Annotated in this window: 12 protein-coding genes; 1 reads left to right on the forward strand and 11 read right to left on the reverse strand. The window is 69.9% G+C overall.

Translation table 11 applies throughout. From position 1 onward, the window contains the following. Window positions 1-25: 25 nt before the first annotated feature. From hemL to UK23_RS52900, 11 genes are all read right to left on the reverse strand, one after another. Window positions 26-1348, reverse strand: coding sequence for a glutamate-1-semialdehyde 2,1-aminomutase (hemL, locus tag UK23_RS24130; protein ID WP_045313894.1), 1323 nt, complete (start codon window positions 1346-1348; stop codon window positions 26-28). Next, on the reverse strand, window positions 1348-3390 hold the full coding sequence (locus UK23_RS24135; protein WP_045313895.1) for an acetate--CoA ligase family protein: 2043 nt from the start codon (window positions 3388-3390) through the stop codon (window positions 1348-1350). Before UK23_RS24135 ends, hemL begins: the two co-directional genes overlap by 1 nt. Then, on the reverse strand, window positions 3387-4673 hold the full coding sequence (gene hemA / locus UK23_RS24140; protein WP_052684982.1) for a glutamyl-tRNA reductase: 1287 nt from the start codon (window positions 4671-4673) through the stop codon (window positions 3387-3389). Before hemA ends, UK23_RS24135 begins: the two co-directional genes overlap by 4 nt. Before the next feature lie 2 nt (window positions 4674-4675). Then, a complete protein-coding gene (gene hemB / locus UK23_RS24145) occupies window positions 4676-5674 on the reverse strand; it encodes a porphobilinogen synthase (RefSeq protein ID WP_045313896.1) in 999 nt (332 codons plus the stop codon). Next, on the reverse strand, window positions 5674-6474 hold the full coding sequence (locus UK23_RS24150; protein ID WP_045313897.1) for an aspartate/glutamate racemase family protein: 801 nt from the start codon (window positions 6472-6474) through the stop codon (window positions 5674-5676). The genes hemB and UK23_RS24150 overlap by 1 nt, the downstream gene beginning before the upstream one ends. Then, entirely contained in the window at window positions 6471-7670 is a 1200-nt protein-coding gene (locus tag UK23_RS24155; RefSeq protein WP_330770233.1) for an FAD-dependent oxidoreductase, read from the reverse strand. Before UK23_RS24155 ends, UK23_RS24150 begins: the two co-directional genes overlap by 4 nt. Continuing rightward, window positions 7610-8320 (reverse strand): hypothetical protein, encoded by a 711-nt coding sequence (locus tag UK23_RS52895; RefSeq protein ID WP_045313899.1) that lies wholly within the window; start codon window positions 8318-8320, stop codon window positions 7610-7612. Before UK23_RS52895 ends, UK23_RS24155 begins: the two co-directional genes overlap by 61 nt. Window positions 8321-8483: 163 nt before the next feature. Further along, the gene (locus UK23_RS24165; protein WP_063778108.1) at window positions 8484-9416 is read right to left on the reverse strand and encodes a DMT family transporter; all 933 of its coding nucleotides are present in this window, start codon (window positions 9414-9416) and stop codon (window positions 8484-8486) included. A gap of 98 nt (window positions 9417-9514) precedes the next feature. Then, window positions 9515-10450: a LysR family transcriptional regulator gene (locus tag UK23_RS24170; protein WP_045313901.1), complete on the reverse strand. Its 936-nt coding sequence runs from the start codon at window positions 10448-10450 to the stop codon at window positions 9515-9517. 12 nt (window positions 10451-10462) lie between these two features. Further along, the gene (locus tag UK23_RS24175; protein WP_045313902.1) at window positions 10463-11374 is read right to left on the reverse strand and encodes a TIGR03619 family F420-dependent LLM class oxidoreductase; all 912 of its coding nucleotides are present in this window, start codon (window positions 11372-11374) and stop codon (window positions 10463-10465) included. Between the two features lie 14 nt (window positions 11375-11388). After that, window positions 11389-11967, reverse strand: a complete 579-nt coding sequence (locus UK23_RS52900) for a LuxR C-terminal-related transcriptional regulator (RefSeq protein ID WP_045313903.1) — start codon at window positions 11965-11967, stop codon at window positions 11389-11391. A gap of 263 nt (window positions 11968-12230) precedes the next feature. On the opposite strand from UK23_RS52900, the gene UK23_RS24185 reads away from it, so the two are divergent. After that, on the forward strand, window positions 12231-15876 hold a 3646-nt coding region (locus UK23_RS24185; protein WP_156213349.1), incomplete at its 3' end, for a type I polyketide synthase.

A 15876-nucleotide genomic window follows, 5' to 3' on the forward strand; every position in this document is an offset into this window, starting at 1 on the left:
AAGGTTCCCTTCATCGTGAAAGCCGCTAGGCGGAGGCGGCGGCCTTGGCGGCTAGGGGGAGGGCCGAGGCGATTCGGTCCAGAGCGGTGTCGTCGTGGGCTGCGGAGAGGAACCAGGATTCCAGGGCTGACGGGGGGAGGTAGACGCCCTGGTTCAGCATGGCGTGGAAGAAGGCGTTGTAGCGGAACGTCTCGCTGGCCTTGGCCTCCGCGAAGTCCGTGACCGGCTCGGACGAGAAGAACACCGAGAACATGTTGCCGCTGTGCTGCAACTGGTGTTCGACGCCCTCACGAGCCAGTGCGTCCGAGATCATCCCGCCGACCACCGTGGCCGTCGCGTCGAGGTGCGTGTACACCTCGGGCGTGCAGTGCCGCAGCGTCGCCAGACCCGCTGCCGTGGCAACGGGATTCCCGGACAACGTGCCCGCCTGGTACACCGGACCGGCCGGTGCGAGGTGGCCCATCACGTCGGCGCGACCGCCGAACGCCGCCGCTGGGAACCCGCCGCCCATCACCTTGCCGAAGGTGAACAGGTCGGCGGCAACACCTTCGCGGCCGTACCAACCGGCGCGCGACAGCCGGAACCCGGTCATCACCTCGTCCGAGATCAGCAGCGCACCGAACGCGGACGTCAGCTCGCGCAACCCGGCGGTGAAGCCGGGAGCAGGCGGGATGACGCCCATGTTGCCCGGCGACGCCTCGGTGATCACGCACGCGATGGTGTCCGGGTTCTCCGCGAACGCGGCGCGCACGGCGTCAAGGTCGTTGTACGGCAGCACAATCGTGTCGCTGGCCTGCGCACCCGTGACGCCGGGCGTGTCCGGCAGGGCGAACGTGGCGACACCCGAGCCGGCCGCGGCGAGCAGCGCGTCGACGTGGCCGTGGTAGCAGCCCGCGAACTTGATCACCTTGGTGCGGCCGGTGAAACCGCGCGCCAGGCGGATCGCGGACATCGTCGCCTCGGTGCCGGAACTGACCAGCCGCACCGACTCCACCGGCTCCACGCGGGCCACGATCTCCTCGGCCAGCAGGACCTCGTTCAGCGTCGGAGTGCCGAACGACGTGCCGTGACCGATCGCCTCGTACACGGCCTCCTGCACGGCCGGGTGGGCGTGTCCGAGGATCATCGGGCCCCACGAGCAGATCAGGTCCACGTACTCGCGGCCGTCGGCGTCGGTGATGTACGCGCCCTTGCCGCTCTTCATGAACCGCGGCGTGCCACCGACCGCGTGGAACGCCCGCACCGGCGAGTTCACGCCGCCCGGCACGGTCTGCTGCGCACGCGAGAACAGCGCTTCGGACTCGGGAGCCGCCGCGGGCTTGCCGATATCCACAATGGACAGGGTCATCAGACTTCCTTCGCGATCACGTGGGCGGCGTCGAGGATCTTCGTGCCCGACTCCAGCACTCGAACGGGGTTGAGGTCGAGCTCGAACCCGCCCTCCCAACCGGACACCAGCGCCGCGACGGTCTCCAGCGTCCGCACCAGCGACGCGACGTCAGCCGCCGCACGGCCACGCGCGCCGTCCAGCAAAGCCTTGCCGCGCAGCTCACCGACCATCTGCGCCGCATCGCCAGGAGCGAGCGGCAGTAACCGGGAGGTCGCGTCGTCCAGCGCCTCGGTGAAGATGCCGCCGAGACCCAGCGTCAGCACCAGGCCGAGGTCCGAGGTGTGCACGCCGATGATCAGCTCGACGCCCTCGCCGACCAGTTCCTCGACCAGCACCGCGCCACCGAACGCCGACAGCTCGTCGAACGCCTCCGCGGCTTCCGCAGACGGCACACCGACCTTCACCGCGCCGACATCGGTCTTGTGCACCAGGCCGGGCACGACCGCCTTGAACACCGCGGTGCCGCCGACCTCGTCCACCACGGCCTTGGCCTCGGACGCCGACGCCACCACACGCCCGACCGGCACGGACAGACCTGAAGCAGCCAACAGCGCCTTGAGCTCAGGTTCGGTCAGCTCGGCGGCCGGAGTCTCCACTCCCAAGCCCGCCGGCGCTTCCGCCGAACGCGGCTTGCTCACCTGCCACAAAGCAGCTGCGGCTCGCACGGCACGCGCGGGCGACGGGTAGTCCGGCAGACCGGCCTCCCGCAGCGTCGCGCGGGCGTTCGGCGCGAGGAAGTCCGCGCCGGTGCGGGACACCAGCACCGGCTTGCCGGACTTCTCCGCCACCTTCGCCAGCGCCCGCACGGCCTTGTCGACGTCGCCGTCGGTCATCACGCAGAAGCAGCCGATGATCATGTCGACCGTGTCGTCGGCGGCGATGACCTCCAGCGAACGGTCGAACAGCGACGGGTCGCTCAGCACCGCGGCTGTGATGTCGACGGGGTTGTTCGCGGAACCGAAGCTGGGGATGATCTCCGCCAGCGCGGCCCGCGTCTCGTCCTTCAGCGGCGTCAGCTCAAGACCCTGCGCCACCACGTCGTCCGCGGCGAGGATGCCCGAACCACCGGACGTCGTGACGACCGCGACCCGAGGGCCGGCCGGCCGGCGCGGCGAAACAAAAGCGTCACCGGCGTCGAGCAGCTCGTCGATGTCCCCGGCCCGCACGATGCCGAACTGCCGCAACGCCGCGTCCAGCACCCGGTCGTCCGTGGCGAGCGCGCCGGTGTGGGAAGCCGCCGCCCGGCCGCCTTCCTCACTGCGCCCCGACTTCAGCAACGCCACCGGCTTGCCGGAAGCAGCCAGCGAGCGCAGCGCGGAGACGTCCGGCACGTTCTCCAGGTAGCCGAGCAGCCCGGTGCACGTGGGCTCCTGCGCCAGTTCGGCGAGGACCTCCAGCGCGGACACGTCGGCGTCGTTGCCGGTGGTGATCACCCAGCCGGGCCGCTGCCCGCGCTCGATGCCCAGCGACGCCGCGCCGAAGCCCAAAGCGCCGCTCTGCGAGACGATCCCGAGCCCGCCCGGCTCCAGCGACACCACGGCCTCAGCCGAGAACAACGGGCTGAACGTGGCCATGACCTTGTTGCCGAAGCCGACCGCGCCGATGCAGTTCGGGCCGATCAGCCGCAGCCCACCGGCACGGGCCCTGGCCACGGTCTCGGCCTGCAGGGCCGCGCCCTCGTCACCGGTCTCCGCGAAACCGGAGGAGGCGATGATCGCGACCTTGATCCCGGCGGCCACGCAGTCGTCGACCGCGGCGGGCACGCGGTCGGCCGACACGACGATGAACGCGAGGTCGATCGGGCCGGGCGCGTCGAGCACCGAGGGATAGGCCTGGTACCCGAGGATCGTGCCGCCCTTGGGGTTGATCGGCAGGACGCGGCCGGGATAGCCGTACCGCTGCAGGTACGCGACGGGCTTGCGGCCCAGCGCGCCCTCGCGTTCGGTCGCGCCGATGACCGCGACGGACTCGGCGTTCCACAACAGGGACAGCTCACTCATGCGACAACCTCACTCGGTTCGCCGGGAACGTCGAACAACTTCCCCAGCACCTCCACGTACTGGGAGCCATCAGGGGCTCCCGCCAGCTCACGAGCCCGCACAGTGGGGCCGTGCAACACCTTCTCGACGATCCGGTGCACCGACAGGGTGATCTCGGAGCGGTGCTGCTCGTCGAACGCCGGCACCTTCCGGAACAACCGCCCCAGCTCGGCCTCGGCCGTCGTCGACGCGACGGTTCGCAGCTTCACCAGCGCGGGCGCCACCTTCGCGGCTCGTTGCGCGGCCAGGAATCCCTCGACCTCGCCCTCGATCAACGACCGCACTGAGGCCACACTGGACAGTGCCGCCTCGTCGGGACCGTTGCCCGCCAGCGTCTCCAGGTCGACCAGCGACACCCCGTCGACCTTGGCCACGTCGCCGGCGATGTTGCGCGGCAACGCCAGGTCGAGCAGGAACAACGGCGAGCCGTCGCGGTAACGCACGGCCTCCTCGGCGTCCGCAGCGGTCAGCAACGCCCCGGTGCCACCGATGCAGGTCACGACGAGATCGACCTGGGCGAGCAACGACGGCAGGTCGTCGAGCCCGTATCCGTTGCCCCCGGTGGTTTCCGCGAGCCTGGCCGCCTTCTCCGGTGTCCGGTTCGCCACGTCGATGCGCGCGAGGCCGCTGCCGCGCAGGGCCGCCACGACCACACCGGCCATCGTGCCGGCACCGACCACCAGCGCCGACCGGCCGGACATCGCGCCGACAACGTGCTCCAGCGCGGAAAGTCCCACCGTGGCGAGGGAACGCCCGGCCCGGTTGATGTCCGTCTCGGTCCGCACCCGCTTGCCGACGCGGATCGCGGACTGCACCAGCTGGTTGATCAGCGGTCCTGCGGTGCCCAGCCTGCGAGCACGGTCCAGCGCGTCCTTGACCTGGCCGAGGATCTGGTCCTCGCCGATGACGATCGACTCCAGGCCGCTCGACACCGAGTACAGGTGCCGCACCGCGTCCGTGCCCTCGTGCTGATACAGGAACCGTTCGGCGTCCTCAGTGGACAGACCGAGCCGGGAGACCAGCTTCGACCGTAACAGAGCGGCGGCGGAGTCGGCGTGCTTCTCGACGTAGAACTCCATCCGGTTGCACGTCGACAGCGCGTAGACGGCACCGAACTCGTTGGCCGCGTTGAGCTCGCTCAAAACGACATCCAGGTCCTCGCCGGAGATCACCACCCGTTCCAGCACGTCGACCGGGGCCGAGGAGTGGCTGATGCCCAGCAGGGTCAGCTTGACGTCTCCCACGCTCACCGCTCCAGACGTGTGGCGAACTCGGTCGCCCAGTAGCTGATGATGATCGACGCACCGGCGCGCCGGATGGAGTTGAGGCTCTCCAGCACGACCTGGTCGCGGTCGAGCCAGCCCTTCGCGGCGGCGGCCTCGATCATCGAGTACTCGCCGGAGACCTGGTACGCCGCAACGGGAACGTCGACGTGCTCGGCCACGAGACGGACGATGTCGAGGTAGGCACCGGCCGGCTTGACCATCACGAAGTCCGCGCCCTCGGCCAGGTCCAGGTCGACCTCGCGCAGCGACTCGCGGATGTTGCCAGGAACCTGCTGGTACGCGCGGCGGTTGCCCTTCAGCGAAGACTCCACGGCGTCGCGGAACGGGCCGTAGAACGCCGAGGCGTACTTCGCCGAGTACCCCATGATCGGCACGTGCGGGAACCCGGCCGCGTCGAGCTTCGCGCGGATCCGGCCGACCTGGCCGTCCATCATGGCGCTCGGGGCGATCACGTGCGCGCCCGCTTCCGCTTGCACCACAGCCATGTCCGCGAGGCGTTCGATGCTGGCGTCGTTGTCGACGTCGCCGTCCGGGCCGAGCACGCCGGTGTGGCCGTGGTCGGTGTACTCGTCGAGGTTCACGTCGCCGATCACGACCGTCGCGTCACCGACCTCCTCGACGACGTCGCGCAACGCCACCTGCAGGATGCCGTCCGGGTCGGTCGCGCCGAGGCCCAGCGGGTCCTTGTCGATCGGGATGCCGAACAGCAGCAGGCCGCCGACGCCCGCGCTCACGGCTTCCGCGGCGGCTTTGCGCAGTGACTCGCGGGTGTGCTGGTAGACGCCGGGCATGGAGCTGATCTCGCGGGGCTGGTCGATGCCCTCGCGCAGAAACAGCGGCTGGATCAGGTTGCTCGGGTGCAGGCGGGTCTCGGTGGCGAGCCGGCGCAGCGCGGGCGTGCGACGGAGCCTGCGGGGACGGGCGACGGGGAACTGTGCCGAAGAAGAGTGGGACGACATCACAGAGCCTTTCCGAGGAAGACGTTCTCGACGTGCTCGGTGAGCGCGTCGGAGGGGCGGCGGAACCAGTAGCCCGCCGTGGAGCGCTGAACCACCCCGAGCCGGTTGAGGTCCACCGCGAGCTCCGCCTGGCGGACGAGGAGTCCGGCGGGATCGATCACCGGGACGCCGTGCAGCTCCTTGGTGCCGAGCGCCCAGAAGATCTCGGCCGGGATGCCCTCGCCGGGGATCAGCACCTGGGCGCCCTTGTCGACCGCCTTCTTCGCGGCCGCGTCGAACACCTCGACGAACCGGTCGAAGTCGCCCTCGAGTGCCTGGCGCACGGCCTCGTGACCGTCGTCGACCAGCTCGTAGGCGGCAAGGCGGCTGGTGAGGCCGTAGCGCTCGATGTTCTCGGTGATGATCTCGCGCAGTGCGGGCATGAAACCGAGGACGCCGAACCGGTAGCCGAGCATCGCCGAGTAGAAGAAGCTCGTCTCGCCGTAGCCGAGCGTCGGGATGGACGTCTGCGCGCGGCCGTCGTGCAGGCCGGGGTCCTGGCCGGCGGCGATCACCCACGCGTCGAAGCCCTGGCGTTCGGCTTCCACCGCGCCACGGGCGAAGTGGGCGTTGAAGTGGATCTGCAGCGCGCCGAACTTCACCAGGTCGAACGGCAGCTCGGTGTCGTAGGTGTTCTCCGGCAACGTCTTGATGACGATCTCGGTGCCGGGCGAGGCGACCTCGGCGAGGTGCTTGCGGTACCACTCGTCGAGCAGCGGCAGGCGGCCCTCGACGGTGTGCTTGTGGAACCAGATCTTCATGGGGCAGCGGACCCTTCCAGTTGGGGCACGGAATCGAGCATCGATGCCTGAACGAGGTACTGCGCCGCTTCGGCCGGATCGCTTGCGGTGGCGGCGAGCTGACGCACCGCGGCGTCGACGCTGCCCGCTTGTCCGTCCACTCCGGACACGCGTGCCTCGCTGCGCGGGATGACGTGGTCGGTGACCACGTTCCGGCGGCGTTGCGCGGCTTCGTCGAGCAGTGCGTTGTCGTGGTCGCCGTTGACCACAAAGGACAGGGTGGTGGCGAGATCGACCGCGTCGTGGATGCCGCAGTTCATGTTCATGCCACCCGCGGTGGACGTGAGGTGGGCCGCGTCGCCCGCGAACAGGACGCGTCCGGCGCGGTAGTCGCCGATCACCCGGCGGGAGGTGCGGTAGGTGTGCGCGTCCTGCACGTCGATCCGGTCGGCCAGCGTCGGCAACGCCTTGTGCAGCAACGCTTCCGGCGAGACGTCGGCGTTGTGCGGCAGGCGCAGGATCACCCGCCAGTGGTCCGGCAGGCCGAGGACGCTGCACGACTGGACCGGGTCGCGGAAGTACGTCATCGGCGAGAGGCCCGGCAGCAACCGGTCCAGCTCGGTGGTCGTGATGACGCGCAGGGCGTAGGTCGGGTACTCGGTGCCCGGGAAGTCCAGGCCGAGCGTGGTGCGGACCGCGCTGTGCGCGCCGTCCGCCGCGATCACGTAGTCGGCGCGGAAGGAGCCGGTCGACGTGATCAGGTCGACCCCACGGTCATCCTGCTGGACGTCCAGAACCTCGGTGTTCCAGCGGACGTCCGGGACGTGCTCGAGCAGCAACGGCGTCAGCTCGGTCTGCTCGGCGTGCAATCGGAACGGGTGCGCGGTCCGGTCCGCGATCGCGTCGTAGCCCATGCGCGTCAACAGCTCACCTGTGCGGCTGCGCCACTGCAGGTCGTGCACCTTGCGGCCACGAGCGATGAACTCGTCGGCGACACCCAGCCCGGCCAGCAGGTCGAGCGTGGCCGGGTGGAACGTCGAGGCACGAGATGCCGTGCCGAGCGCGGGTCCGCGTTCCAGCACCGTGACCGGAACACCTGCCCGCGACAACACGACAGCCGCGGTCAAGCCAACGGGTCCAGCGCCTACGACGACGATCACGGCGCCAGCCGCCAATCGACGACCGCGTCCGGCACGAGCCTGCTCAACGCCCACCACGCCGTGGCGAGGTTCGAGGTGAGGATCGTGCGTTCGGTGCCCGCGTTGAGCTCCTTCAGAGCTGCCAGCGTGAACATGCCGGTGCCGGTCATCAGCAGCACCTCGTCGGCAGGGCGATCGGCTTCGCGCACCTGCGAGACCAGCTCGGCGGTCGAGACGTCGTACGGCGAGAAACCCTTGCTGGAGCGCACTTTGACGATGTCGCGGACCTTGATCCCGGCGGCCTCCCAGTAGCCCTGCGAGAGGTCGGTGAGCCACTGCGCGTACGGCGAGACGAGCGTGACCTCGGTTGCGTCGATGCTCGCCAGCGCCGCCAGCACGGTCCGCGTGACGGTCGTGACCTCGACTCCGAACCGCGCGCTGAGGTCGTCGCAGAACTCCTGCTCGCGCTCAGGCCCCTGCAGGTAGTGCGAGCCGCTGCACTCCGCGACGATCGCCTGGGCGCCGAGCCGGCCGAACGACGCGATCGCCGGAGCCAGCGCCTCGTTGTACTTCGCGATCCGCTCCCGCTGCTCGAACTCGGTGAACAACGGGAAACGGGTGGCGTGGACGTTCACATGACCGAACAGCAGTGCGGCGATTTCCGGTTCGACCGCCGCATTTCCTGATGGCACCACGACACCCAGTCGTGGGGCGGTTGGGTTGACCATGCCGCTGAACTTATGGTCGAGAGCTGGTGGAGTTCACTACGGGAGTCCGCAGAATTGCTTGATACATAAAGACTGCGGGATGCCGAAGGGGATTTGCGCCACACGCGAAAAAGGGCCTCCCGGAACGTCCGGGAGGCCCTTTCACGGGCGGGAGGGCTGGGGGTCAGGCCTTCGCCGCCGCGGGTGCCGGGGATTGAGATGACACGACCGCCGCCTTGGGCTTGCGGCGGACGAGCATCACCCCGGCGACGGACGCGATCGCACCGACGTAGAGCGGCCACCCGGCGGGCTCGCCGAGCACCAGCGCGCCGAGAGCGACCGAGACGATCGGGAAGAGGTAGGTGACGGTGGACGCGACGGTCGGGCCGTCCTTGGTGATCAGCTGGAAGTTCAGGACGTACGCGAGCCCCGTGCAGATCGGCCCGAGCACGGCGATGGCGACCAGCGCGTCGGTGCGGAAGTGCAGCGGCTGCAGACCGGCGAACGGCATCGCGACCAGCAGCAACGCACTCGCGGCGGTCAGCTGGGACGCCGCCAGGGTGAGCGGCGGGATGCCCTTGCCGGCCAGGAACTTGCCCATGTAGGCGAAGCTCGCGCCGAGGCTGACCGTGCCGACGACGAACGCCACGATGCTGCTCGTGCTGCCGGACGATCCGGCGTTCCACGGCGCCGCGATGATGATCGTGCCGACCATGCCGAGCACCACGCCGCCGATCTTGGAGACGGTCAGCTTGCGGTCCTGCCCGAGCACGTACGCGCCGACGATCGTCCACAGCGGCGTCGTCGAGTTGACCACGCCCGCGACGCTCGACGACCCGCCCTGCTCACCCCAGGCGAAGAGCACCCACGGAATGGCGTTGCCGAGCAGCGCGGCGATCGCGAGATGCCCCCAGATCGGGCCGAACGACGGCAGTTTCCCGCCCCGGCTGTAAACGAACGGCAGCAGCACGATCGCGCCGAGCACCAGCCGGGCGAACACCATCTGCACCGGCGAGAAGGTGAATCCGGCGATTTTGATGAAGAGGAAGACCGAGCCCCAGATGAGGCCGAGCGCGATCAACCTCACCAGGCTCATCCTGGACACGGCAGCAGACATCAGAAATCCCTGTTCCTCACGTTGGAAATCCAGACCGGAGAAGTTCTGCCACGAGCTTCACACGCGCGTGAGGTCAGGTCCATCGAGGTTTTCCACTCTCAATCGTGCAGGGAAACTTCACGATCCGCCGCCTTCAGCTCGGCAGCCGCTGTCAACGCGGCGAGCACCGCCGCCAGGTGGGCCGCCTCCTCGCTCCCCCTGCGCACCGCCGCGAACACGTGCCGGGTCGGCTGCTCGGCGTCGAGCACCCTGATCACCACGTCGTCGCGCGGCCCCGCGTTGATGAGCCGCGGCACCAGCGCCAGGCCGAGACCCAGTGCGACCGCGCCCAGCGTCGCCTCCCAGTCGCCGATGTGGTGCACGATCTCGGGCGTGAACCCGGCAGCGATGCACGCGGCGAACGAGATGTCGCGGCACGTCCCGGTGTTGGAGAAGATCCACGCCTCGTTCGCCAGGTCCGCCAGCCGCACCACGGGCGCGTGCGCGAGCGGGTGGTCGACGGGCAGGGCGACGTCGAACCGTTCGGCCAGCAGCGCCACGCGGTGGAAGCGGCGGTCGGTCGCGGCCGGGCTGTCCTTGGACTCGAGGCTCAGCACCACGTCCACGTCACCGCGCACGAGCTGGTCGAACGAGTGCGGCGGATCCGACTCGACGAGCCGCACCACGACGCCGGGGTGGCTGTCGCGGAGCTCCCTGACCGCGGGCAGCACCAGACCGGACAGCGTCGCCGCGAAGCCCGCGACACGTACCTCTGCCACCGAGCCTTCCGAGTAGGCGAGGAGATCCGCCTGGACGCGCTCCAGCTCGGCGAAGATCTCGTTGGCGCGCCTGAGGAGCACGCGGGCGGCGTCCGTGAGACGCACCCGGCGGCCGACCGGTTCGATCAGCCGGACGCCCGCTTCCTTCGACAGCGCCACGAGTTGCTGCGACACCGCGGACGGGGTGAGGTGCAGCGCCTGTGCGACGGCGGCGACGGTGCCGCGTTCGTCGAGCTCGCGCAGCATGCGGAGTTTGCGGACGTCCAGATCACCCATCACGTCTCCCCCTCAACGCAGAGTGCCACTGCTCAGGTCAACAATCTCCGTGGCGATCTGTTCCAGCAGTCCCAGGTAGTGCTCGGCGGGCTTGCGCACCGTCTCGCCCGGATATGTCGTATCCAGAACAATGTGCGTGGCGCCCAACGACTTCAGCGCGTGCAGATCGCCGCGCAGCTGCTCGACCGTTCCCTCGCCGAGGATCCGGCCGTGGTCGGGCAACGGCCGGGAGGTGATTCTCAGCTTGATGCGCGGCACCAGCGCGGGCACCGGCCGTTCGCGCTGCTCGGCGACGCGCTTGAGCTGCGGCATCCCGATCTGCTCCAGATACCCCGGAGGCACCGACGTCGGATGCCACGCGTCGCCGTACAGGACAGCCCGCCGCATCGCGCCCGTGCTGTGCCCGCCGACCCACACCGGAATCGAACGCGCGGGACGCGGCCCCGTCGCCACCGGCCCGAACTTCACGTGCGAGCCATCGAATTTCGCTATGTCGTTGGCCCACAACGCCTTCATCGCGCGCAACGACTCGTCCGCGACCCGGCCGCGCGAGCGGTAGTCGGCTCCGACCGCCGCGAACTCGGCGGGAGCCCAGCCCGCCGCGACGCCCAGTACCAGCCGGCCGCCGCTGAACTGGTCGATGGACGCGGCCATGCGCGCCATCAGCAGCGGATGCCGGTACGGCAGCACGATGACGGTGGTGCCGAGCTCGATGCGGGTGGTCTGGCCCGCGAGCCACGACAGCGTGGCGAACGGGTCGTAGAACGGCGCGGGGAAGAGCCGCTCCACGTCCGGCGTGAGCGCGACGTGGTCGGACACCATCGCGAGGTGGTAGCCGAGCTCCTCCAGTGTCGTCACCCAGCGCAGGATCTCGCCGGGTGCCGCGCGGTCGCCGTAGTTGGGGACGTTGACGCCGAATCGCATGTGCTCCTCCCCCGTCACGCGGCCAGGGCGGAGGCGAGCTGCGCCCTGCGGTGGATGCCGAGCTTGCGGTAGATGCTGGTGATGTGCAGCTCGACCGCGCGGACCGACACCCGGAACTGGGTCGCGATCTCCCGGTTGGTCTTGCCGCCCACGATCAGCGCGGCGATCCGGTGCTCGTGCGCCGTGAGAGCGCGGCCAGCGACCATCGCGGCACGGGCGATGCGCGGCCCGTTCTCGATCCGGGAAATCAACGAGTCAGCGGAACTGCCCATAGTGAAACCCAATTGCTGCGGTTCAGGATCGCGGCCGACCGGCAGTTTCAACCCGCCGACGAGCACGTGCCACTCTCGAATCCGGACGGAGCGCACCAATTTCCCGCGCACATAAGGATCACCGTCGACCAAACGGCGCAATGCCCTGTCATCGGCCGCTTCGCACAGCATCAGCCCACCCGACTCGTCCGTGTACAGGCCGCCCCCCAGCAGCACGCCCCGCACGGCCAAGTCCTCCCAGTACCTGCGGTGAGCAGGCCGGGCGTCGCCTAACCGCTCGTCCTCTGTCTCGAACACCATCTCGACCACGAACCTGGCCATGTGCGGATCTCCCCCTGCTGGACCGTCATCAACCGCTGTAGTGAGTACGCCAGTACAAACTTGAACGCAAGACCGATTTTGAGTGTAGGGCTTCTCGTTCCACCCTGCGAGACCGGTGAACTGCGTAGTGGCGACGCACCGGCAATTGCGTACGTTTGGCTTCCAGCGGTCAGCCGTGCTGGCTAAACTTGGCTCCGGGTGCATAGTTGTACTTGAAACCACTTTGAACCCGCGGGGGGACCGTGACACACCGCCATGCCTCCATGTCCGACAGATCTCGGGCGACCACCGGTGATACCTCCCGGCAGGTCGCCGTCGCGGGCATGTCCTGCCGCTTCCCCGGCGCGAGCTCCGTCGCCGCGTACTGGGACCTGCTGACGGGCAACGTCGATGCGATCGACGAGATCCCGTTCGACAGGTTCGACGTGGACGAGTGGTACTCGCCCGTGCCCGCACCGGGTAGGACGATCTCGCGGCACGGCGGGTTCCTCGCCGACGTGCGCGGGTTCGACGCTGAGTTCTTCGGCATCTCACCGCGTGAGGCCCGCGCGATGGACCCGCAGCAACGGCTGCTGCTGGAGGTCGCGTGGGAAGCCTTGGAGGACGCGGGAATCCGGCCGTCCGAGCTCGCCGGGCGGCGCGTCGGGGTGTTCGTCGGCCAGGCCACCGCCGAGTACGGCAGGGCGGGCCGCACCGCGGGCAACCACGACGTGCGCCACGCGGCGGGCGGTGAACTGCGGGCCGTCACGTCCGGCCGGCTCTCCTACGCCTTCGACCTGCGCGGCCCGTCCATCGTCGTCGACACGGCGTGCTCGTCGTCCTTGGTGGCCGTGCACAACGCCCGGCAGGCGCTGCTGGCCGGGGAGTGCGACCTCGCGATCGCGGCCGGGGTCAACGTGATCCTGCTGCCCGACGACGCGATCGCCTACTCGCAGGCGTCGATGCTCGCCCCCGACGGGCGGTGCAAGTTCGGATCCGTGAACGCGGACGGGTTCGTGCGCAGCGAGGGCGTCGGCGCGGTGGTGCTGGAACGGTTACCCGACGCGGTCGCTCACGGCGACCGCGTGCGCGCCGTCCTGCTCGGCAGCGCGATCAGCAACGACGGCAGGGGCAGCGGGCTCCTGCTGCAGCCCGCCGTGCGCGGTCAGGCCGAGATGCTGTCGGCCGCGTACTCCGATGCCGGACTCGATCCCTCCACTGTGGACTACATCGAGGCGCACGGCACCGGCACGAGCGTGGGCGACCGGGTCGAGCTCGAAGCCCTGCGCGAGGTCGCCGGGACGGGCCGGGAGCGCCCGTTGCTGCTCGGGTCGGTGAAGAGCAACATCGGGCACACCGAGGCGGCGGCGGGCATCGCCGGGTTGATCAAGTCCGTGCTGATCGCCGAGCACCGAGTGGTTCCGGCGTCGCTGCACGCCCGTGTGCAGGCCGAGATCCTGACCGGCGGGCCGTTGCAGCTCGTCACGCGCAACCAGGCGCTCAGCGCGGAGAAGCCCGTGCTGGGCGTCAGCTCGTTCGGCATCTCCGGCACCAACGTGCACGTCGTGCTCACCGCACCGCCCTCGGCTGTTGTCGTCGAGCCGGCCGAACGTCCGCAGGTGCTCACGCTGTCGGCCAAGTCGGTCGCGGCGTTGCGTGCCAGTGCGGAGGCCTTCGCCGGATTCCTGGACGGCCCGGTGGCGGATGCCTGCTACACGGCGGCGGCCCGGCGTGATCACCACGAGCACCGGCTCGCGGTGACGGGAACGGATCGGGCGGAGCTGGTGGCGGGGTTGAAGGCGTTCCTGGATGGGGAGACCACGTCCGGGGAAGCGGCCGAACGACCTCAACTCGTCTTCCTGTTCCCCGGCCAGGGTTCGCAGTGGATCGGCATGGGCCGTGAGCTGTACGCCGTGTCGCCCCCGTTCCGGGCCGCGCTCGACGAGTGCGACACGGCCGTGCGCGAAGAGGCCGGCTGGTCCGTTGTGGACGTTCTGACCGGCGTGGAGCCGTGGCGGGACACCATGGACGTGATCCAGCCGCTGCTGTGGGCCGTGCAGGTGGCGCTGGCCGCGCACTGGCGGGCGTGGGGCGTCGAGCCGGACATCGTTGTGGGCCACAGCATGGGCGAGGTCGCCGCCGCGCAGATCGCCGGGGCGTTGTCGGTGCGCGACGCGGCCGCGGTGATCTGCCGCCGCAGCGCGCTCATGCAGGACACCGCGGGCACGGGCGCGATGTTGTGGGCCGAACTGTCCGCCGAACGCGCGGAGGACCTCCTCGTCCGGTATCGCGGCGAGGTCTGCGTGGCCGCGGACAACTCCCCCGGCACGTGCGTGCTGGCCGGACCGGTGGAGCTGATGGAGATCGTCGCGGAGGACCTGGCGGAGCTCGCGATCGCGTGCCGGCCGGTGAAGGATGTCGACGTGGCGTCGCACTCGCCGTTGATGGACAAGGTCGCGAAGGCGTTGCGCGAACAGCTCGACGACCTGCGCCCGCACGCGCCGCAGGTCGACTTCCGGTCCACAGTGGAGTGCGGCAGGCGTGAGCTGGACGCGCGCTACTGGGCGGACAACGTGCGGCAGACCGTGCGGCTCAGCGACACCCTGCGCCGCGTCCTCGCCGACGCCCCGCACACCGTGGTCCTGGAGATCATCCTGGAGATCAGCCCGCATCCGGTGCTGCTCAACGCGGTCGGCGAGATCGGCTCCGCGGTGTCCGTGCCATCACTGGTGCGCGGTGAACCCGAGCTCCGCACGATCACCTCGGCGCTGGGATCGCTGCACGTCGCGGGCGTGCCGGTCGACTGGGAGACGTGGTTCGGCGGCGGCCGGACCGTGGCGCTGCCCGCCTACCCGTGGCAGCACCAGGAGTACTGGTTCGAGTCGTTCAGCACGGCCACCGAGATCGTCCGGGAGATCGACACGGCCGCACTGGGCGTCGCGCAAGCCCTGCGCGGACTGCGGTTCCGGGGCCTCACGCCCCTTCCCGCCGCCGTCCTGCTCGACGCGGTGCTCACGGCCGCGCGCGGTGACCACTCACTGCGCAACGTCCGTTTCCACGAGCTGGTCACCGTCGATCCGGAGTCCTTGCCGACGCTGACGGTCACGCTGCGACCGGAACGCGCCGGCGTGCGGGCGTTCACCGTCCACGACGACGAGGGCAGGCGGTGCGCGAGCGGGGAGCTGGCACGCGGTGCGGAGATCAGCACGATCGAGCTGGAGTGGGCGCTGGAACGGTGCCGCGAGTACGTGCGGGACACGGAGTTCCGCGACCTGGCTGCCCGGCACGGCTACGAGTTCGAAGGACCGTTCCGCGCGCTGCGGCAGGCGTGGCGCGGGCAGGACCTGGCGGTGGCCAGGTTCTCGGCCGACACCAGCACTTCTGTCGTGCTGGAGACAGGTCTGCAGGCCGTGCTGCTCGCGCTGGACTCGTCCGCGGTGCCGCTGGGCGTGGACCGGGTGCGAGTCACGGGCCGGGCGAGCGGCGAGTTCTGGGCCGTGGCACGACGGCGGCGCGGCAAGCCCGTGGTCGACGTGCGGCTGTTCGACGCCCGGCACCAGTGCTTCGCCGAACTGAGCGGCATCACCGTCCGCATCGGGACCCCTGCTCCGTTCGCGCAGCTCAACGGCCTGGTCGCGAAGCTGCTCCGCACTCGTGCGCCGCGACCGGTCCAGGTACCGGAACCGCGCCGGGAACCGGTCGTGCTCCCCGGCGAACCCGTCCGGGACGTGGTGCTGGGCCACGTCGCGGCCGTGCTCGGCACGACCCGCGACCGCGTCGACACCCGGCGGGCGTTGCGCGACCTGGGCCTCGACTCGCTGATGGCCGCGCAACTGGCCGCCCGGCTGAAGAAGTCGCTGGGGAGAACGGTTCCCGCCACGCAGCTGCTCGGAGCGGAGAACGTCGCGGCGCTGGCCGAGGCGATGGCGT

Origin of the sequence: Lentzea aerocolonigenes (genome assembly GCF_000955955.1) — a bacterium.
GTDB classification, from domain to species: Bacteria; Actinomycetota; Actinomycetes; order Mycobacteriales; family Pseudonocardiaceae; genus Lentzea; species Lentzea aerocolonigenes_A.